The following is a 19,609-nucleotide window of genomic DNA, read 5'->3' as shown; positions in this document are numbered from 1 at the left end:
TATGGCGATGAAACGAAAAAACCTGGCACGCCAGGCGGGCTTTACTTTGCTCGAATTAATGGTGGTGATTGTTATTCTCGGCGTACTGGCGAGCATGGTGGTGCCGAATTTGATGGGCAATAAAGAGAAGGCTGATGCCCAGAAAGCGACCAGCGATATTGTGGCGCTGGAAGGCTCGCTGGATATGTATAAGCTGGATAACCACCGTTATCCCACCACCGAACAGGGCCTGCAGGCGCTGGTCACCAAACCTGAAATCGCACCGATCCCTGGCGGCTACCGCGCCGACGGTTATATTCGCCGCCTGCCGCAGGATCCGTGGGGCAGCGACTATATTCTGGTCAGCCCTGGCGAGCATGGCGCTATTGACCTGTTTTCTGCGGGTCCGGACGGCGAAGCCAATACCCCAGACGATATTACCAACTGGTCGCTCGATAAAAAATAATGAACAAACAACGCGGATTTACTTTGCTGGAAATTATCCTCGCTCTGGTGATATTCGCCAGCTGCGCCATGATGGTGGTCTCTACAATACCATCACGTAGCGGCGCGGATATATTTGGCCAGCAATTAAAAGCCGTTATTGAATATGGTTCCGATCGCGCGGTGATGGATGGAAATATTGTGGGCCTGACGATCACGACGGACAAATATCAGCTGATGACGCTGGATGAAAAAAACGGCGAGCGCAGCTGGGCACCGTTAGCGCAACGACGTATCACCACCGAAGGGCGTTTCCCTGAAGAGATGCACGTCTCGCTCTCTCCGCAGCGTCTGGCCACCACGCCCGGTGCCGAGCCGCAGATTGTCTTTTTACCGGACGGCGAGATGAGCCGTTTCACCCTGACGTTACAGAGTGCCGATAAAGCACATCATTTCCGTGTCGTGTCCCAGGGCGCGCCGCCGGTTACGGTAGAAAACGATGGCTAAACGCAATGCGTCGCAGCGCGGGATGACGCTGCTGGAGGTGATGGTCGCTCTGGTGATCTTCTCCACCGCCGCGCTGGCATTAATGAACTCGGTCTCCCTGAATGTGCGCTTCACCCACGGTCTTGCCGATACCCTGCAGGCCAGCTGGGTGGCTGAGAACCAGCTCGCCGAAGCGCAACTGACCAAAAGCGACTTCCCGGATGCAGAGCAGAAGGGCACGGAGCTGATGGGCGGGCGCAACTGGAACTGGCGTATGCAGCGGGTGAAGGTCGCCGATAAACGCTGGGCGGATGAGATCCTGGTCTATGCCGAAGGGGATGAGAGCCAGCCGGTTGTGGCGATGCGGGTTCTGTCCCCGGAGGAGATAAAGTGAAAAAACTGCAGAGCCAGGGCGGCTTTACGCTGCTGGAGATCATGATTGCGCTAACCATTTTTGCGGTGATTAGCACGCTCGCCTGGCAGATCCTCGATGGCGCGATGCGTACCAGCAACGCCACCGATCGCAACGCAGCCAGACTCAATCAGATCCAGCGCGCCTGGAGCCTGCTGGCACGTGATTTTTTTCAGCAGCAGGCCCGTGCGCCGCGCAATGAACCTGACGTTTTTCGCCAGGATGAGAACGCCATTGAGCTGACCACCCTCAACGGCGTGAGCGGGACGGTCCAGCTTGAGCGGGTACGCTGGCGGTTTGACGATCATCGGCTGTGGCGCGACGTGTGGCCGACCATCGACAGCCCGGCCGGCGTTAAACCGGAAGAGGTGCCGATTGTCTCTGAGGTGAAAGCCGTGCAGTGGCGATTTTTCAGCGATGCATGGCTGAAAGGCTGGCGCGACAGCACGCATCAGCCACAAGGTGTCGAGCTGACGCTGACCATGGAGAGCGGCGACACCTGGCGCTGGGTGTTTACTACCCCTGGCGATATGCCGCAGCCGCAGATTGCCGTGAAAACGGTCGAAAAACCTGAAGATCAGAAGACGGCGTCCGCTTCAGAACAGGCGACGGTATCCGCCCCAGAACAGGCGGCGACGCCCGCGCCGGACGCTCAGCCATGACCAGAAGCAATCTCAATCGGCAGCGGGGCGTTGCGCTGCTGGTGGTGCTTATCCTGCTGGTAATGATGTCGGCCCTGGCGGCCAGAATCAGCCAGCAGTTCAGCCGCAATTTACAGAAAACCCACTATCAGGTGAGTCAGCAGCAGCTGCGCTGGGCGATACAGCGCCAGGAGCAGGCGGTGAAGCAGCTATTGCAAACCGCCGCCAGCGGCGAGAACGCCCTGGAGCCGGACGGTGAGTGGCATCAGCCCCTTGAGACGCAGGGGGAATATTACACGGTGGTGAGCCAGGTCGAGGATGCGCAGGACTGTTTCAACGTCAATAACCTGCTTGCTGAGGAGAAGGCGGCGAAGGATCCGGCCGCGTCAACCCCCCCGGAAAAACCCCGTAAACAGCTGACGGTTGAGCAGCTGCTGGCTGACGCGGGTCTGGATCAGCTCACCGCTGAGCAGGTCTATCAGCAGTTAGTGGACTACCTGGACGGCGACAGCACCACGCTGAAGGCGGCCCAGGAGAGCGACGCCTGGGCAGGCGTGCAGCCCGCGCGGTTACCCGCCAACCAGATGATGCGCAACATCAGCGAAATCAGGTTACTGCCTGCGTTTCCGGCGGCGGCGTACGCCAAAGTCAGCGGGCTGCTGTGCGCTCTGCCGGATGCCAGCAGCAAGATTAACGTCAATACCCTTAAGCCTGAGCAGGCAAAACTGCTGGCGGCGCTGTTTGTGGGAAAACTGACGGAGGATGACGCCGCCCGGCTGCTCGCGGCGCGTCCGGAGGCGGGATGGGAAAACGTTGAGGCTTTCAGTAAGGCGCTGGAGCAAGACTTCCCGCAGCTGAAAGACGATTTAACACAGGTTGCCGAAGCAGTGGCCGTCAACAGTCGCTACTTCCGGGTTAACTACACCGGTAACACCGACGATTTAACGCTGCGCGTGATCAGTCAGCTTCAGGTGAACAGCGAAGCGGGCGAAATCGTAACGTGGCAACGTCGTTACCGAATGATTGAATAGCAAAAGCCGATACCGATGAAAAAAATACTGTTTATTCGTTCCGATAGCCGCGAGGACGGGACGCTTGCGTGGTGCGAATCCGGCAGCCAGCAGGTGAATTCTCTGCCGGGCATGGCGGCACTGGACACCCTCGCGGACCATCCGCTGGCGTCGCATGTTTGTCTGCTGCTGCCCGTTGGCGAGATGATCTTCCGTCACTTCTCTCTGCCAACGAAAGGGCTCAGCCCCCAGACGTCGCCGTTCTCGTGGATGGCGGAGGAGACGCTGATAGGCGATGTCGACGACCTGCACTGGACGGTGCTGTGTAAAAAAGGACGGGAAGTGGATGCTGTCGCCATTGATGCGCAGCGCTTACGCGACTGGATCGCCCGCTTTCAACAGGCCGGGCTGAAGGTGGTGCAGGCGCTGCCTGACGCCTGGCTGCTGCCGGTCGCTGAAGGGGGAAGCACTCTGGTATCGCTGGATGAGAGCTACTGGCTGCGCTTTTCACCGGCCAGCGCCTGTGAAGTCGACGCCTCGCTGCTGCCGCTGCTGATGCAGAAAACCGGGGCCGGGGAGGTGCGCTGCTATGGTGAGGCGCCTAATGGGGTCACGGTGGATGAATCCTTACCCTGGCAGCATCCATTGCAGCTGATCCAGCCGCAGTGGCAGGCCTGCCGGGCCAACATGCTGCACGGCGAGTTTAACCCCAGCGGCACTGGAGGCGGCACGCCCAAAGGGCTGAAAGGGCTGATGGTAGCGCTGGCGCTGCTCAGCGTCGGGCTGCTGCTGGGGCCGAGACTGGCGATGGCCCTGATGCTGGTGCAGCAGGAAAACCAGCTGCAGCAGGAGATTGTCACGGTCTACCAATACCATTTCCCCAGCCTGCGTCAGCAAAGCAATATTAAGTATCACTTTGGTCAGAACCTGAAGAAGGTCACTAAGGGCGTCTTTCTGCAAATGGACGATCTGAATAAAGCGAAGCAGGCAGTTCCGGGTATAGAAGTTAACCTGCTGGATTATGACAGTGCGCAAAAAAGCTGGACGATTGGCGTAAGCAGTGAAAGCAGCGCCTCGCTACAGAACTTTATTGAACAGACCCGTGCGGATTTTGACTTTTCGCTCGAGCCGGTTTCAACGGTCGCCCCCTTTACTGCCATGATCACCGGGAAACATAAATGAAAGAGCGTGTCGCACAACTTAAAGCGCGGTATCAGGCTTACTCTGCCCGCGAAAAGCAGCTGATGAAATTCTGCGGCGCGGCACTCTGTTGCGCCGTCGTTTATTACGGCGGCATGGTTCCGCTGGATAATATGATTAAAAATAGCCAGGCCACGCTAAAGCGCCAGACAGAAACCCTGATCTGGATGCGCGGCGAAATTAATAAAAATCATCTCCAGGTGCAGCAAACAAAAACCGATAATCCGCGCAGCGTGGTTGAAAACAGCGCCCGGGAAATTCAGCTGCCGCTGAATGACGTGCGTCAGGAAGGGCAGTCGTTGTCCTTTATTGTGCCCCGGGTGGAGATTAATGCGCTAAAAAACTGGCTGCGAGAAATTAACGCCGTCTCGGGTATCCGGCTGGAGAAGATGAAGCTGACGCCTGTCGATCATCAGCGTGACGTCAGGGCGGAGATCCAGCTCAGTTGGAAAAAAGCGGCATGACAGCCTTTGCCCTGTTTCGGGAGAGCAGTCCGGCACTGTTCAGCCTGATGAGTGCGCTCTTCGGCACGATTATCGGCAGCTTTCTCGGAGTAGTGGCAGAGCGGATCCCGCCGATGTTGCTCGACGATGAGGCGCGGATCAACTTGCTGTTTCCGGCCTCGCACTGCCCGGCGTGCCAGCATGAATTAGCCTGGTGGGAAAATATCCCGCTGGTGAGCTGGCTGGCGCTGCGCGGGCACTGCTACCACTGCGGCAGCGCCATCCCGCTGCGCTTATGGTTACTCGAAGCTTTTACCTTCCTGTTTTTTGGCGCCACGGCCTGGTTTATCCCGGACATCCCGACGCTGTTTTCACTCTGGCTGTTAAGCGCTTTTTTGCTGCCGCTGGCTCTCATTGACCTACGGCATTTGCTGCTGCCGGACTGTCTGACGCAACCGCTGCTCTGGACCGGGCTGCTGGTTCATCTCGCACATCCGACGCTGCCCCTGAGCGACGCCATTGTCGGTGCCGTGGTGGGCTATCTCTTTCTCTGGCTCCTGTACTGGACATTTCGTCTGGTGACCGGTCGTGAAGGGCTGGGTTACGGCGATTTCAAGCTGCTGGCGGCGCTGGGGGCCTGGTGCGGCTGGCAGGCGCTGCCCAGCGTAATATTACTGGCGTCGTTAACGGGCATTGCCGGGTATTGCCTCTTTATAAAATCGAACAACAAAGCAGCGTCCATTCCTTTTGGCCCCGCTCTGGCTGTTGCGGGTGTTATTACCTTTATTTTGCAACGTTATTCGCTCATCCCCTGAATAATCTGTCAAATGATTTTTGATATTTTTTCGATAAGGGAATGACGTGAGTGATAATTCTTTTTCAAATACTCTTTAGGTTATGAACTACATGCATTACTCATCTTTTTGTTGAGGTTAACTGAAAGTATTAAAAACATTTCAAGTGGCAATGTATTTGATTTTTTCAATGTATGCTGGTTTTATTTCATGTTTAAGGAAGACATGTTTTTAATTTCACAAATAAATTATCAGGAATGAAAATGAAATTTATGAAGCCTAAATATCTGGCGCTTTTTGTGGCGGCGGCGGTCAGCCCTGTATTTGCAGCCGTCCCAGGTGTGCCTTCATTGACCAGCGGCAATGATAAGTTTTCCATTGTTGAAGTGAGTCAATCTGCGCAGGACTATAACTCCCTGGTAACCGTTCACGATGGCGCAAATGTTAAAGTAGAGTGGAACGTCTGGAGCGGCGATGCGCCGACGTCGGCGAAAGTGCTGCTGGATGGTAAAGAGGTCTGGTCTGGCGCGAGCGGCATGGCGGGTTCTGCAACCTTTAAGGTCAAGAAAGGCGGCCGTTACCAGGAGCAGGTTCAGGTATGTAACACCAGCGGCTGTAGCACCAGCGCCAGCAAGTTAATCATTGTTGCGGATACGGATGGTAGCCACCTGCTTCCCCTGACCACCACGCTGCATGAGAACAACAAAGCCTTTGCTACGCATACCGATAAAGTGGTGGCGGCCTACTTCCCAGAGTGGGGCGTTTATGACCGTAACTTCACCGTGGACAAAATCCCGGTTGCCAACCTCAACCACATCCTTTACGGCTTCATTCCAATCTGCGGCGGCGATGGTATCAACGACAGCGCCAAATCTACCGGTGCGCTGGAATCCCTGAAGCGTGCCTGCGCAGGTCGTCAGGATTACACCGTCGCTATCCATGACCCATGGGCTGCACTGCAAAAACCACAGCAGGGCGTGACCGGCTGGGACGAGCCGTACAAAGGCAACTACGGCCAGCTGATGGCGATGAAAAAAGCCAACCCGAACCTGAAAGTTCTACCTTCCGTGGGCGGCTGGACCCTTTCCGATCCGTTCTACCAGATGGACAACAAAGTCCTGCGTGACCGTTTCGTCGGTTCCGTTAAAGAGTTCCTGAAAACCTGGAAAGTATTCGATGGTGTGGATATCGACTGGGAATTCCCGGGCGGCGGCGGCGAGAATGCCACTCTGGGCAACCCGCAGACCGATAAAGCCACTTATACCGCACTGATGCGAGAACTGCGCGCCATGCTTAACGAGCTGTCGGCTGAAACCGGCCGTACTTACGAGCTGACCTCCGCAATCGGCGCGGGCGGCGATAAGATTGAAGACGTTGACTACACCACCGCACAGCAATATCTCGACCATATCTTCCTGATGAGCTATGACTACTACGGCGGATGGAGCAACACCGAACTGGGCCACCAGACGGCGTTGTACGGCGCTTCCTGGAAACCGGATACCAACTACACCACCGATAACGCGGTTAAAGCGATGCTGGCCCAGAATGTCCAGCCGGGCAAAATCGTCGTGGGCGCGGCAATGTATGGTCGCGGCTGGACTGGCGTCCATGGTTACACTGGCGACAATCCATTTACCGGTACGGCTACCGGCAAAATTCCTGGGACATGGGAACCAGGGATCGTTGATTACCGCGCGATCGTCAACCAGATGAAAGGCAAGCCTGGCTGGGAGTACAAATACGACGCCGCAGCTGAAGCGCCTTATCTGTTCAACAAAACCACCGGTGAACTCCTGAGCTATGACGATGCACGTTCCGTTCATGCGAAAGGTAAGTATGTACTGGACAAAAATCTTGGCGGTCTGTTCGCATGGTCTGTGGAAGCGGATAACGGCGACATTCTGAACGCGATGAACGAAAGCCTGTTGGGCAGCGGAACGCCTTCCGATGATGAGCCTGTTATCACCAATCATGCCCCGGTAGCGACGGCATCTGACCAGGCTGTGACAGGTCCGGTTACCGTTATGCTGGATGGTTCTGCCTCTTCCGATCCGGATGGCGACGCCCTGACTTACCGGTGGACGCAGACGGCAGGTGCGACGGTGGCGCTCGCCAACAGCACTTCAGCCAAAGCGACCTTTAACGCACCGGCAGTATCCGCTAACCAGACACTGGCATTCCGTCTGACCGTGACCGATGCAAAAGGTCTTAGCAGCACCGCTGACGTACAGGTTCTGAATAAGGCGCCACAAGCGAACCAGGCTCCTGTTGTCAATCCGATGGAAGCCGTCACTCTCGAGTCTGGTCAGACCCAGTCTCTGCACGTGCAGGCAAACGATCCGGATGGCGATGCGCTGACCTACAGCTGGAACGTCCCGGCAAATATGAACGCGACCGGTACTGATACCGCTAACGTACGTATTACTGCACCGGACGTGACCTCTGAGACAAGCTCAACCCTGAGCGTTACCGTCAGCGATGGCAAGAGCAGCGTGCTGTCTAACGTCCAGGTGATCGTCACGCCGAAAGCGCCAGACGATATTACGCCGCCAGACGACGTCACGCCGCCTGATGAAGGCGATAGCAAGGGTAGCTGTGATGCACCAGTGGATGCTAACGCCAGCAAATATGCGGCGTGGGAAGCCAGCAAAGTCTACAACAATGGCGATACCGTCAGCTTCGACCACCTGGTCTGGAAAGCGAAGTACTGGACTCAGGGTAATCAACCTTCCTTAGGTGAAGGCGCTTGGGAACTGGTCAGCAACGTGAAGTTCAACTGGCGTGCTGACATGGTTTATAACGGCGGCGACACCACCACCTATGAAGGTTTTGTTTACCGTGCGAAATGGTGGACCCGTGGTGACAACCCAGCCCACAGCGATGTATGGGTGAAAGAGGGCGCAGCAACAGACTGTCAGTAATCTTCTTCATCGCATATTGCGGGCGTGATATTCGCCCGCAATAACTGACCGTCAACCACTGCGGGGGCGGTCAGTGCTTTCAAATAGACAGGAGGGCAAGAAGAATAAGTAAATACCTGCACGGGTGAAGAAATGAAACGCTTTATTTTGCTGTTACTGTTATTAAGTCAAAGCGCATGGGCAAATTGTTGGGACCGGGCCGCACACTATTATCACATTGACCCGTATTTATTATTTTCAATTGCACAAGTTGAGTCCGGGCTTAATCCCTACGCGATAGGCCATAACGACGATGGTTCACGCGATGTCGGTTTAATGCAGATTAATAGCTCCCACTTCCCTGAGCTGGCACGCAAAGGCATTGATGAGTACCGATTAATAACCCAGCCCTGCACCTCGATTATGGTGGGCGCATCCATCCTCGCCGACATGATCAAAGTGTATGGCTATAACTGGGAAGCGGTAGGCGCTTATAACGCTGGATTGAAAAAAGAAAACTCCCCGCAGCGCAGGTTATATGCCCGCAAAGTCTGGGTTAAATATCAGCACTATCAGCGGGTGAAATATCAGTGACGGGGTCCTTACTTTTTTTTGAAGCATACCAGGCTGGTGTGCTTCACAAAATAAAAAGGAAACATCGCCGGATTTGTTTATTAAAGGATCAATATATAAGTCGGGATGGAATTTGTTATATGGTTTACAACAGGAAAAATCGAGATGAATAAAAGGACATTACTGAGCGTTCTCATTGCTGCAGCATGCGTGGCGCCCGTTATGGCGCAGGCAGCTATGCTGCAAGCGGACAGCACCGAACCTTACACCATGAAGGCCAGCGACCTTGCGAAGAAAGAGCAAGAGTTGACTAACTTCCCGCTGATGCAGTCGGTGAAGGCAACGATCCGCACCCTCGATAACAGTCAGGTTGAGCAAATTGAGCCTGGCCGTGCGGCAAACCCTGCTAACGTGAAGCGTGTAGAAGGCATTGTTAAAGCCAGTGACTGGGAATATCTTTTCCCACTGCGCGCCAGGGACTACAGCTACAGCAACTTCCTGAAAGCCGTGGGTAAATTCCCGGCGCTGTGCGACACCTATAATGACGGCCGCAATAGTGAGTCTATCTGCCGTAAAGAACTGGCCACGATGTTTGCCCACTTCGCCCAGGAAACCGGGGGGCATGAAAGCTGGCGCCCTGAAGCGGAATGGCGTCAGGCGCTGGTTTACGTGCGTGAAATGGGCTGGACCGAAGGCCAGAAAGGCGGCTACAACGGCGAATGTAACCCGGATATCTGGCAGGGTCAGACCTGGCCGTGCGGTAAAGACAAAGACGGTGATTTCCTGAGCTACTTTGGTCGCGGTGCAAAACAGCTCTCTTATAACTATAACTACGGTCCGTTCTCGGAAGCGATGTTTGGCGATGTCCGCACGCTGCTGGATAAACCGGAACTGGTGGCTGACACCTGGCTGAACCTGGCGAGTGCGATCTTCTTCTTCGCCTACCCGCAACCGCCTAAGCCGAGCATGCTGCAGGTTATCGACGGTACCTGGCAGCCGAACGATCACGATAAAGCGAACGGACTGGTCCCGGGCTTTGGTGTGACCACCCAGATCATCAATGGTGGCGTCGAGTGCGGCGGCCCGACGGAAATCGCCCAGTCTCAGAACCGTATCAAGTACTACAAAGAGCTCGCCAACTACCTGAAGGTACCCGTTCCGGAAGATGAAGTACTGGGCTGCGCGAACATGAAGCAGTTCGATGAAGGCGGCGCTGGTGCACTGAAAATCTACTGGGAACAGGACTGGGGATGGAGCGCGGATACGCCAGACGGCAAAACTTACTCCTGCCAGCTGGTGGGCTACCAGACGCCGTTCAGCGCGTTCAAAGAAGGTGACTACACGAAGTGCGTGCAGAAGTTCTTTAACGTCAACATCGTGAACGATGACGGCTCCAGCATCACCCCAACGGACGACACCACCCCACCGGACGACACCACGCCGCCGGATGATGTCACACCGCCAGTCGCTAACCATGCGCCAGTTGCGCATATCGCGGGTCCGGTCGGTGCAGTAGACGCTGGCGCGAAGGTTTCCCTGAGTGCGGAAGGCTCTACCGATGAAGACGGCAATAAACTGACCTATACCTGGCGTTCTCAGGATGGCCAGACTGTCAGCGGCGAAGATAAAGCGGTGGTGACTTTCGACGCACCGGAAGCAGCTACAGCCAGGCAGTATGAATTAAGCCTGACCGTCAGCGATGGCGAGCTGAGCGACACCACCACTTACCTGCTGAACGTGAATGCGAAAGCGGCATCTCCGGACGAAGATACGTCCGGCAGCTACCCTGCATGGAGCGCTAACAGCAAGTATAACGCCGGTGATATCGTGAATAACCAAGGCAAGCTGTTCCAGTGTAAACCGTTCCCGTACAGTGGATGGTGTAACAGTGCAGCGGCATACTATGAACCGGGCGTAGGCCTGTCATGGGCAGATGCCTGGACCGCGCTGTAAAAGCAAAACGGCAACCTTCGGGTTGCCGTTTTAGTTTGTTAGCGGTGTAACTTACCGTGATCCCGCAGCCAGGCGGCGGTGCGCTCAATGCCTTCATCCAGCGTCACCAGGGGTGTATAGCCGAGTTCACTCTCGGCGCGTCGCGTATCGAGGGTAAAATCAAAGTTCAGTTTCGACACCCCGTAGTGGGTCAGCGCGGGCTCTTTGGCCGCCTTGTTACCCAGCCTCTCCATGCTGCGGGCAATGATATCCAGCATCGGGTAGGGCACCGAGCGGATCCGGCAGTGAATGTTCAGCTCGTCAATCAGCTTCTGCACAATGCTGCGCAGCGAGCGTGGTTCGCCGTTGGTGATGTTGTACGCCCGTCCGGACGGCAGACTGTCGCACTGGCTCTGGCTGGCGAGCCACATGGCGTGAATGGCGTTATCGAAGTAGGTCATGTCCACCAGCGCATCACCCCCGCGCGGCAGCAGGACGCTGCCGTAGTGGTGCATCATCTGCGCCAGGCGCGGAATAAACACCTTATCGTGCGGGCCAAACAGGCTTTGTGGGCGCAGTACCGTAAAACGGGTATGGGGGTTCGACTGAGCCAGCAGATCGATAACCTCTTCGCTGGCGGCTTTGCTGCGGGCAAACTCGCAGGCGAAGCGCGTCGGGCGGAAGTCTTCCTGAATACCGCGATGGTGGTGGTAGTCAAAATAGAGCGACGGGGAGGAGATATGCACGAAGTGACGCACCCCCCAGGCTACGGCCCACTCGCCCAGACGGCGGGTGGCGCGCACGTTCGCCAGATCGAAGGCCTGCTGCGTCCCCCACGGAGAGGTAAAGCTGGAGCAGTGCCACAGGGTATCGATACCAGCCAGCATCACTTTTGCCTGCGAAGAGACCAGTTCCGTCAGGTCGGCATGGACAAATTCTGCGCCCATTTTTTGCAGCAAGGTGCCCATCGCTTCGTTGCGGCCGGTGGCCCGCACGCTGATGCCTTTATTGCGCAAAAACTCGACCGCGTTTCGGCCTAAGCCGCTGGTGGCGCCGGTAACCAGTACCTTCATATCAATCCACTGTGTAGAAAAGAATTTCGTGCGCATTCTTCCGTGAATTACGCCTGTATGCAATGGGAAACGTGAAAGATTCGACGTTTTAATCAGACTTTTTCTGGGTACTGTTCTGCGCGTTGCGCAATACGCCGCGCCATCCCCCGGAAGATAAACAGGTGCGCCGGGATCATCAGCAGCCAGTAGAACAGCCCCGGCATGCCGTGGGGATGCCACCATGCGCGCACGTCCAGCTCCCGATGCGTACCTTTGTCCTTCAGCGTAAAGCACAACCGCCCGAGCCCGGGCGCTTTCATGCCAAACAGCATCGCCAGCTGCTTCTCCGGCTCGACGATAATCACCTTCCAGCTGTCGACCGTATCGCCGGTTTGCAGCAAGGGCGCCGCCGGACGGCCTTTTGCCAGCTTATGCCCGACCAGCAGATCCATCATTGCCCGGGTCTGCCACAGGGCGTTGCCAAAGAAGTAGCCCTCTTTGCCGCCAATCTGATTCACCACCTGCCACAGGGCGCTCAGGCTGGCGGACGTTTTTACCGTACAGCCCGCCTGCTTCGGGTAATAGCCGTACTCCGGCCGCCAGCGGGCAAAGGCCTGGGCATCGTAGCCCCAGTCGCTGGAGTTCACCAGCTTCTCTTCTTCTTTTAGCGTGTTGCGAACCGCATCGTCGAAGGGGATCAACTTCTGTGGGATCAGCGCCCGCAGTGCGCGGTCGTCCGCCAGCAGGTCGTGCTTCAGCCCCTGAATTAACGCTTTGGCAGTGGTTGGCGGCACCGAGGTGATGACGTTTAAAAACCACACCGAGATCCAACGGGTCGGGAAGGGGATGGGGATCAGCCAGCGGCGGCGTCCGCTCACCTGCATAAAGTGTTCGAACTGCTGCTGATAGCTCAGCACTTCGGGCCCGGCGGCCTCAAGCACCCGGTGCTCCGTGGCCGGATGGTCCAGCAGTTCCACCAGATAGTGAAGCAGGTTCTCCAGCGCAATCGGCGTGGTGCGGGATCGTACCCAGCGCGGCGGGGTCAGCACCGGCAGGTTATAGACCATATCGCGCATCACTTCGAAGGCGGCAGAGCCTGCGCCGACGATGATACCGGCCCGCAACTCGGTCAGGGGAATACCGGCGCTGCGCAGCGTCTCGGCGGTCAGCTGGCGGGCGCGCAGATGGTCGGATTGTTCATGCTCGGGGGCCTGCAGGGAGCTGAGGAAAATCACCTGTTTAACCGGGGTCTCCAGCAGCACGTCGCGCACGTTCATCGCCACCTGACGCTCGTGGGCAATAAAATCGCCCCCTTCGCCCATGCTGTGGACCAGATAATAGAGCGTCTCGACGCCCTCAAGCAGGGCAGGCAGATCCTGCGGCCAGTTGAGATCGATGGCATGGCAGGTGACGTTGGGCAGGTTCTGCTTCTGCAAGCGTTCAACGTTGCGTGCCGCGGCCCGTACATGATGCCCGCGCTGACTCAGCGCCGTCACCAGATGCTGACCGATATACCCGCTGGCACCCAGCACCAGAATACGTTGCGGCACGTTTAGCTCCTTAGCGCTGTAAAAATGCCTGCCAGTGGGCAACCACCTCGGCAAGCTGGTCACGGTTGACGTCCAGATGCATCACCAGGCGTACCACCGGGGAGGCGTTGATCAGCACACCACGGGCCTGCATGAACTCGCCCAGCGCAGCGGCGTTGTCGTCGCCGACGCGGATAAACAGCATGTTGGTATCGTGACGCATCACATCGGCACCGATCTCGCGCAGCTGGGTAGCCATCCATGCGGCATTGTCGTGATCGTCTTTCAGACGGGCGACGTTGTTTTTCAGAGCATAAAGGCCCGCCGCAGCGAGGATCCCGGCCTGGCGCATGCCGCCGCCGGTCATTTTACGCCAGCGGTTGGCGCGCTTGATGTAGTCGGCGTCGCCCACCAGCAGGGAGCCGACCGGCGTACCCAGCCCCTTGGAGAGGCAGATGGTGAACGAGTCGCAGTACTGGGTAATCTCTTTCAGCTCGCAGCCATACTCCACCACGGCGTTAAAGATACGCGCGCCGTCGACGTGCAGTCCCAGCTTGCGCTCGCGGGTAAACTCCCACGCCGCTTTCAGGTACTCGCGCGGCAGCACTTTGCCGTTATGGGTATTTTCCAGACTCAGTAATTTAGTGCGGGCGAAGTGGATATCGTCAGCTTTGATTTTAGCGGCCACTTTGTCCAGCGGCAGAGAGCCGTCCGGGGCCGCATCGATAGGCTGGGGCTGAATACTGCCGAGCACCGCCGCGCCGCCGGCTTCATACAGGTAATTATGCGCCCCCTGGCCGACGATGTACTCTTCGCCACGCTCGCAGTGGCTGAGCAGTGCCACAAGGTTGGCCTGAGTCCCGGTCGGCAGGAACAGCGCCGCCTCTTTGCCGCTCAGTTCGGCGGCATAGCGCTGGAGTTCATTAACGGTTGGGTCGTCGCCGTAAACGTCGTCCCCGACCGGCGCGGCCATCATTTCATTGAGCATGGCCTGCGTCGGGCGGGTAACGGTATCGCTGCGTAAATCAATCATGGCATTTCCTTATTATTTTAAAGGCGATGCCGATTGTTTTACCTGAGCCAGTTGGTTTTTGCCAGTTCCAAAACTTCGTCACCGCGTCCGCTGATAATGGCGCGCAGCATATACAGGCTAAAGCCCTTCGCCTGTTCGAGTTTGATCTGCGGCGGAATGGCTAATTCATCTTTGGCGACCACCACGTCCACCAGCACCGGGCCGTCAGTGGCAAAGGCCCGCTGCAGCGCGTCATCTACCTCGGACGCTTTCTCGACCCGAATGCCGGTGATGCCGCAGGCTTCGGCGATGCGGGCGAAGTTAGTGTCGTGCAGATCGGTGCCGTCGGTCAGGTAGCCCCCGGCCTTCATCTCCATCGCCACAAAGCCCAGCACGCTGTTATTGAAGACGATAATTTTGACAGGCAGCTTCATCTGCACCACCGACAGGAAATCGCCCATCAGCATGCTGAAACCGCCGTCGCCGCACATCGCCACCACCTGCCTGTCCGGAGCGGTGGCTTTTGCCCCCAGCGCCTGCGGCATGGCATTGGCCATCGAACCGTGGTTGAACGAGCCCAGCAGGCGGCGCTTGCCGTTCATTTTCAGGTAGCGGGCGGCCCAGACGGTGGGGGTGCCCACGTCGCAGGTGAAGATGGCATCTTCGTCGGCGTAGTGGCTGATCTGCTGCGCCAGGTACTGCGGATGCAGGGCTTTGTCGCCCGGCTTCGCCAGGTCGTCCAGCCCTTTACGCGCATCGCGATAGTCGCTGAGCGCTTTATCGAGAAACTTACGCTCGGTTTTCTCCTCAAGCAGCGGTAGGAGGGCACTCAGCGTGGCCTTGATGTCGCCCACCAGCGCCATGTCCACTTTGCTGTGTGCGCCGATGCTGGCGGGATTGATGTCGATCTGAATGATTTTGGCGTCAGAGGGGTAGAAGGCGCGATACGGGAATTGGGTGCCGAGCAGCACCAGCGTGTCGGCGTTCATCATGGTGTGGAACCCGGACGAGAAGCCGATCAGCCCGGTCATCCCCACATCAAAGGGGTTGTCGTATTCCACGTGCTCTTTGCCGCGCAGAGCGTGAACAATTGGCGCTTTAAGGGTGCCGGCAAATTCCAGCAGCTCCTCATGGGCTCCCGCACAGCCGCTGCCGCACAGCAGGGCAATATTGCTGGAGTAGCGCAGCAGCTGCGCCAGTTTCTTCAGCTCGGCGTGAGCAGGAATGACGACCGGCGGCGGGGCCGGGTACCAGTGGCTGCTGGCGCTTTCCGGCGCCGCCTGCAGGGCGACGTCGCCGGGCAGCACGATTACCGACACGCCGCGGTTCAAAATAGCGTTGCGCAGGGCCAGGGCCAGCACCTGCGGGATCTGCTCCGGCGTCGACACCAGCTCGCAATAGTGGCTGCATTCACGGAACAGCTCCTGAGGATGCGTCTCCTGAAAATAGCCGCTGCCGATTTCGCTCGACGGAATATGGGCCGCAATCGCCAGTACCGGGACGTGGTTGCGATGGCAGTCAAACAGGCCGTTAATCAGATGCAGGTTGCCCGGTCCGCAGGAGCCTGCGCAAACCGCCAGCTCGCCGGTTAACTGTGCTTCTGCCCCGGCGGCAAAGGCGGCGACCTCTTCATGGCGGGTGGGCATCCAGTCGATGGTGCCCATCCGGTTCAGGCTGTCGCTCAGGCCGTTGAGCGAATCGCCGGTCACCCCCCAGATCCGTTTTACGCCGACCTGTTCAAGCATTTTCGCAATGTAGTTTGCCACGGTTTGTTTCATGGTTGTCCGTCTCCTGATTGTGATCACGCTAACAAGCTTAGATGAAACTCACCGCCATGCCCGGTAAAGGCGTCCCCCTCATTAATAGCTGCTTTCATTGAGCAACATTTCGTCATATTGTGGTGCGACACAGAATAAAAACAGGAATCAATTCAAATGGTTAAATCATTGTTAATCGCTGTTAATAAAACGCTAACGCACGACGATTTCGGTAAGCTGTTGTTACGTTTGGCGGTAGGGGGATTGATGCTGTTTCATGGCATGCACAAAGCCATCGATGGGGTCGGTGGTATTGCCGGGATGCTGGCGGCGAAGGGGCTCCCGGGCTTTATTGCCTACGGGGTGCTGGTGGGGGAAGTGCTGGCCCCGATCCTGATTATCCTCGGTATTCTGACCCGTCCGTCGGCGCTGGTGCTGGCCTTTACCATGGTGGTGGCGTGGCTGATGGTCGGAACCGGTAAAACCTTCGCGCTGGATGCGGTAGGGGCCTGGGCAATTGAGAGCCTGGTCTACTTCTTCGTGGGCGCGCTGGCGGTGGCGTTCTTAGGGGCAGGGCGCTATTCGGTGGTGAGCGATCCGGCGTGGAAATAAAAAAATCCCCGACAGGATTGCGGGGATTTCAGTTTCAGGCCCGGTCAGCGTGACCGGGCTTTTTTATCAGGCCAGAACCAGATCGCCCTGCGGATGGCAGGAGCACGCCAGCACGTAGCCTTCGGCAATCTCGGCATCCGTCAGCGTCATGGTGCTGCTGACCGTATAGTTCCCGTCGACCACTTTCGTTTTGCAGCAACCGCACACGCCCGCACGACAGGCGGCGACTACAGGTACGTTATTGCTTTCCAGCGCGTCCAGCAGGGTGCTGCCGACGCGGCCAAAGAAGGTCTTCGCCGGCTGCAGCTTGGTGAACTTCAGCCCGCTGGTTGCCGCTTCCGCCACGGGCGTAAAGAACTGCTCTTTGAAGAAGCGGCTCACGCCCAGGGCTTTCACCTCTTCTTCAACGATGTCCATATACGGTGCCGGACCACAGGTCATCACGGTGCGCGCGGCGATATCCGGCACGCGCTGCAGCAGGTCGCGGTTCAGGCGACCGGCCACAAAGCCGTCGGTGGCGTTGTTTTCGGCCACCAGCGTGACCGGGTAGTGACGCCATTCGTCAGCAAAAATCACATCCTCTGGCGAACGCACGCTGAAGATCACTTCTACGTCGGCCTGCGGACGGTTTTTTGCCAGCCAGCGACGCATCGACATGACCGGCGTTACGCCGCAGCCGGCAGCCAGCAGCAGGAATTTATCCTCGGCTTTGTCGTCACAGGTGAAATCACCCTGCGCGTCGGAGAGCCAGATGTAATCCCCACGCTTCACGTCACCGGTCAGCCACTGGGAGCCTGCCCCCTCATCAATGCGACGGATGGTCAGCGTAATGTATTCGCTGATGCCCGGCGTTGAGGAGATCGTGTACGCCCGCAGCGTCTCGGCTGAATTACGCACGCTGACCAGCGCATACTGCCCGGCACGGTAAGGATAATAGTCGTGGCACAGCAACGAAATTGTCCAGACATCCGGCGTTTCCTGATGGATGTGATGAACCTGCATCCGCCACGGGCACTGATGGGTTGGCATTGTCATTCTTAAACTCCTTACGCGCTCAGCAGTTGCTTCATGTCTTCTTCAACGGTGGTCACGGAACGCAGACCAAATTTCTCGTTGAGGATGGCCAGCAGATCCGGCGTAAAGAAGCCAGGTGCCGTTGGACCGGTGACGATGTTTTTCACGCCCAGCGACAGCAGGGTCAGCAGGATCACAATCGCTTTCTGTTCGAACCAGGAGAGCACCAGCGACAGCGGCAGGTCGTTCACGCCACAGCCCAGTTTCTCTGCCAGGGTGACCGCCAAAATGATGGCCGAGTAAGCGTCGTTACACTGACCGGCATCCACCAGACGCGGCAGGCCTTCGATATCGCCGAAATCGAGTTTGTTGAAACGGTATTTACCGCAGGCCAGGGTCAGGATCAGGCAGTCGTCCGGCACGCTGGTGGCGAAATCGGTGAAGTAGTTTCGTTCACCGCGTGCGCCGTCACAGCCGCCGATCAGGAAGATGTGACGCAGTTTTTCGCGGCTCACCAGGTCAATCAGGGAATCCGCCGCGCCCAGCAGGGTCTGACGGCCAAAACCAACGGTGATCAGGTGTGGGATTTCGCTGTACGGGAAGCCCGCCATCTGCTGTGCCTGCGCAATCACCGGTGCGAAGTCGTCGCCTTCCAGGTGGCTTACGTCCGGCCAGCCGACGATGCTGCGGGTCCAGATGCGGTCATCGTATGCGCCCACGGTAGGGTCGATGATGCAGTTAGAGGTCATCACGATTGGGCCAGGGAAGCGGGCAAACTCCACCTGCTGGTTCTGCCAGCCGCTGCCGTAGTTACCGATCAGGTGTTTGAATTTACGCAGCTCCGGGTAGCCGTGGGCTGGCAGCATTTCGCCGTGGGTATAGACGTTAACGCCGGTACCTTCGGTCTGAACCAGCAGGTTGTACAGGTCTTTCAGGTCGTGGCCGGAGATCAGGATGCACTTACCTTCAGTGGCTTTCACGTTAACCTGGGTCGGGGTCGGGTGGCCGTATTTGGTGGTTTCACCGGCGTCCAGAATGCTCATCACTTTGAAGTTCATCTGGCCGATTTCCATGGAACACTCCAGCAGAGCGTTCATATCGGACGGCCAGGTGCCCAGCCACGCCATAATTTTGTGGTACTGCGCGTAGATGTCGTTGTCGTACTGATCCAGAACGTGGGCGTGCTCCATATAGGCCGCCGCACCTTTCAGACCGTACAGGCACAGCAGGCGCAGGCCAAGGATGTTCTCGCCAATCGCGGCTTTGTCTTTGTTCGGGGTAAAATCTGCTGCCTGACGTTGCAGGTCGCCCAGATCGTCGCTGACCAACTGCAGGTCGGCCATTGGGTTATCGACGGTGGCGTGAGCATCCATGTTCAGGGACTGTGCTTTCAGCGCTTCACGCAGAGCGATAGCTTCGCGCGCGTAGCCGACGATACGCGGGGAATCGAAGTTAACGTTAGTCAGGGTGGAGAAAAACGCGCGTGGCGCGAAATTGTCTACGTAGTGGTCGACAATGCCGTATTCACGGGCTTTTACCGCCCAGGCAGATAAACCCTGCAGGGAGGCGATCAGCAGATCCTGCAGATCGGAGGTTTCGGCGGTTTTACCGCACATACCCTGCGCGTAAGAGCAGCCGTTGCCGACTGGGGTACGGATAGTTTGTTCACATTGCACACAAAACATAATCACACCTGTTAAAGTTATATTTTAGATACATGTTTAAGATTATGCTGGTGAAGAAAGGGAGGAAAGGTCTTTCTGCTACAAAATAGAGGGATATTGATTTAGCGCAATTTTGGCGGTAGCAGGCTACC

The 19,609-nt window shown here is 57.2% G+C and carries 18 protein-coding genes; 12 read left to right on the top strand and 6 right to left on the bottom strand.

The window, feature by feature from the left end:
• Position 1 precedes the first annotated feature (1 nt).
• The 11 genes from gspG to ACRDD5_RS16150 all read left to right on the top strand — a co-directional run bounded on the left by gspG (position 2) and on the right by ACRDD5_RS16150 (position 10,838).
• Positions 2-445, top strand: a complete 444-nt coding sequence (gspG, locus tag ACRDD5_RS16200; protein WP_438677348.1) for a type II secretion system major pseudopilin GspG — start codon at positions 2-4, stop codon at positions 443-445.
• Complete coding sequence (gene gspH, locus ACRDD5_RS16195) at positions 445-930, top strand: type II secretion system minor pseudopilin GspH (RefSeq protein WP_438677347.1); 486 nt, start codon at positions 445-447, stop codon at positions 928-930. The genes gspG and gspH overlap by 1 nt, the downstream gene beginning before the upstream one ends.
• Positions 923-1,303 (top strand): type II secretion system minor pseudopilin GspI, encoded by a 381-nt coding sequence (gene gspI, locus ACRDD5_RS16190; RefSeq protein WP_438677346.1) that lies wholly within the window; start codon positions 923-925, stop codon positions 1,301-1,303. The genes gspH and gspI overlap by 8 nt, the downstream gene beginning before the upstream one ends.
• On the top strand, positions 1,300-1,983 hold the full coding sequence (gspJ, locus tag ACRDD5_RS16185) for a type II secretion system minor pseudopilin GspJ (protein WP_438677345.1): 684 nt from the start codon (positions 1,300-1,302) through the stop codon (positions 1,981-1,983). Before gspI ends, gspJ begins: the two co-directional genes overlap by 4 nt.
• Positions 1,980-2,993 carry a type II secretion system minor pseudopilin GspK gene (gspK, locus tag ACRDD5_RS16180; protein WP_438677344.1) on the top strand — a complete coding sequence of 338 codons (1,014 nt, stop codon included), beginning with the start codon at positions 1,980-1,982 and terminating at the stop codon, positions 2,991-2,993. The genes gspJ and gspK overlap by 4 nt, the downstream gene beginning before the upstream one ends.
• 15 nt (positions 2,994-3,008) lie before the next feature.
• The gene (gene gspL, locus ACRDD5_RS16175; RefSeq protein ID WP_438677343.1) at positions 3,009-4,154 is read left to right on the top strand and encodes a type II secretion system protein GspL; all 1,146 of its coding nucleotides are present in this window, start codon (positions 3,009-3,011) and stop codon (positions 4,152-4,154) included.
• A complete protein-coding gene (gene gspM, locus ACRDD5_RS16170) occupies positions 4,151-4,636 on the top strand; it encodes a type II secretion system protein GspM (protein WP_438677342.1) in 486 nt (161 codons plus the stop codon). The genes gspL and gspM overlap by 4 nt, the downstream gene beginning before the upstream one ends.
• The gene (locus ACRDD5_RS16165; protein ID WP_438677341.1) at positions 4,633-5,430 is read left to right on the top strand and encodes a prepilin peptidase; all 798 of its coding nucleotides are present in this window, start codon (positions 4,633-4,635) and stop codon (positions 5,428-5,430) included. Before gspM ends, ACRDD5_RS16165 begins: the two co-directional genes overlap by 4 nt.
• Positions 5,431-5,672: 242 nt before the next feature.
• The gene (locus ACRDD5_RS16160; protein WP_438677340.1) at positions 5,673-8,333 is read left to right on the top strand and encodes a glycosyl hydrolase family 18 protein; all 2,661 of its coding nucleotides are present in this window, start codon (positions 5,673-5,675) and stop codon (positions 8,331-8,333) included.
• Between the two features lie 132 nt (positions 8,334-8,465).
• Entirely contained in the window at positions 8,466-8,906 is a 441-nt protein-coding gene (gene iagB / locus ACRDD5_RS16155) for a type III secretion system invasion protein IagB (protein ID WP_438677339.1), read from the top strand.
• Between the two features lie 144 nt (positions 8,907-9,050).
• Positions 9,051-10,838 (top strand): glycoside hydrolase family 19 protein, encoded by a 1,788-nt coding sequence (locus ACRDD5_RS16150; RefSeq protein ID WP_438677338.1) that lies wholly within the window; start codon positions 9,051-9,053, stop codon positions 10,836-10,838.
• Between the two features lie 38 nt (positions 10,839-10,876).
• On the opposite strand, the gene ACRDD5_RS16145 is transcribed toward ACRDD5_RS16150, so the two are convergent.
• From ACRDD5_RS16145 to poxB, 4 genes are all read right to left on the bottom strand, one after another.
• Entirely contained in the window at positions 10,877-11,890 is a 1,014-nt protein-coding gene (locus ACRDD5_RS16145; RefSeq protein WP_271282099.1) for an NAD-dependent epimerase/dehydratase family protein, read from the bottom strand.
• 92 nt (positions 11,891-11,982) lie between these two features.
• Complete coding sequence (locus ACRDD5_RS16140; RefSeq protein WP_438677337.1) at positions 11,983-13,419, bottom strand: DUF2867 domain-containing protein; 1,437 nt, start codon at positions 13,417-13,419, stop codon at positions 11,983-11,985.
• A gap of 10 nt (positions 13,420-13,429) precedes the next feature.
• The gene (gene ltaE, locus ACRDD5_RS16135; protein WP_438677336.1) at positions 13,430-14,431 is read right to left on the bottom strand and encodes a low-specificity L-threonine aldolase; all 1,002 of its coding nucleotides are present in this window, start codon (positions 14,429-14,431) and stop codon (positions 13,430-13,432) included.
• Between the two features lie 38 nt (positions 14,432-14,469).
• Entirely contained in the window at positions 14,470-16,188 is a 1,719-nt protein-coding gene (gene poxB, locus ACRDD5_RS16130) for a ubiquinone-dependent pyruvate dehydrogenase (protein ID WP_438677335.1), read from the bottom strand.
• A gap of 156 nt (positions 16,189-16,344) precedes the next feature.
• Between poxB and ACRDD5_RS16125 the strand changes: the two genes are divergently transcribed.
• Positions 16,345-16,779: a DoxX family protein gene (locus ACRDD5_RS16125; RefSeq protein WP_438677334.1), complete on the top strand. Its 435-nt coding sequence runs from the start codon at positions 16,345-16,347 to the stop codon at positions 16,777-16,779.
• 66 nt (positions 16,780-16,845) lie between these two features.
• Here ACRDD5_RS16125 and hcr read toward each other — a convergent pair whose 3' ends face one another.
• Complete coding sequence (hcr, locus tag ACRDD5_RS16120) at positions 16,846-17,814, bottom strand: NADH oxidoreductase (RefSeq protein WP_438677333.1); 969 nt, start codon at positions 17,812-17,814, stop codon at positions 16,846-16,848.
• 11 nt (positions 17,815-17,825) lie between these two features.
• Entirely contained in the window at positions 17,826-19,478 is a 1,653-nt protein-coding gene (hcp, locus tag ACRDD5_RS16115; protein ID WP_438677332.1) for a hydroxylamine reductase, read from the bottom strand.
• Positions 19,479-19,609: the final 131 nt, after the last annotated feature.

Source organism: Silvania sp. (genome assembly GCF_051656365.1).
GTDB lineage: Bacteria > Pseudomonadota > Gammaproteobacteria > Enterobacterales > Enterobacteriaceae > Enterobacter > Enterobacter hatchlandensis.
Note: the sequence above shows the minus strand (reverse complement) of the source record. Positions and strands in the feature narration are given on the sequence as shown.

Coding starts and splice junctions, on each gene's coding strand:
- ltaE (WP_438677336.1), bottom strand. CDS start 14,431: ATGATTGATTTACGCAGCGATACCGTTACCCGCCCGACGCAGGCCATG.
- ACRDD5_RS16125 (WP_438677334.1), top strand. CDS start 16,345: ATGGTTAAATCATTGTTAATCGCTGTTAATAAAACGCTAACGCACGAC.
- gspG (WP_438677348.1), top strand. CDS start 2: ATGGCGATGAAACGAAAAAACCTGGCACGCCAGGCGGGCTTTACTTTG.
- ACRDD5_RS16145 (WP_271282099.1), bottom strand. CDS start 11,890: ATGAAGGTACTGGTTACCGGCGCCACCAGCGGCTTAGGCCGAAACGCG.
- poxB (WP_438677335.1), bottom strand. CDS start 16,188: ATGAAACAAACCGTGGCAAACTACATTGCGAAAATGCTTGAACAGGTC.
- hcr (WP_438677333.1), bottom strand. CDS start 17,814: ATGACAATGCCAACCCATCAGTGCCCGTGGCGGATGCAGGTTCATCAC.
- iagB (WP_438677339.1), top strand. CDS start 8,466: ATGAAACGCTTTATTTTGCTGTTACTGTTATTAAGTCAAAGCGCATGG.
- gspM (WP_438677342.1), top strand. CDS start 4,151: ATGAAAGAGCGTGTCGCACAACTTAAAGCGCGGTATCAGGCTTACTCT.
- ACRDD5_RS16150 (WP_438677338.1), top strand. CDS start 9,051: ATGAATAAAAGGACATTACTGAGCGTTCTCATTGCTGCAGCATGCGTG.
- gspI (WP_438677346.1), top strand. CDS start 923: ATGGCTAAACGCAATGCGTCGCAGCGCGGGATGACGCTGCTGGAGGTG.
- gspH (WP_438677347.1), top strand. CDS start 445: ATGAACAAACAACGCGGATTTACTTTGCTGGAAATTATCCTCGCTCTG.
- ACRDD5_RS16160 (WP_438677340.1), top strand. CDS start 5,673: ATGAAATTTATGAAGCCTAAATATCTGGCGCTTTTTGTGGCGGCGGCG.
- gspL (WP_438677343.1), top strand. CDS start 3,009: ATGAAAAAAATACTGTTTATTCGTTCCGATAGCCGCGAGGACGGGACG.
- ACRDD5_RS16165 (WP_438677341.1), top strand. CDS start 4,633: ATGACAGCCTTTGCCCTGTTTCGGGAGAGCAGTCCGGCACTGTTCAGC.
- gspK (WP_438677344.1), top strand. CDS start 1,980: ATGACCAGAAGCAATCTCAATCGGCAGCGGGGCGTTGCGCTGCTGGTG.
- hcp (WP_438677332.1), bottom strand. CDS start 19,478: ATGTTTTGTGTGCAATGTGAACAAACTATCCGTACCCCAGTCGGCAAC.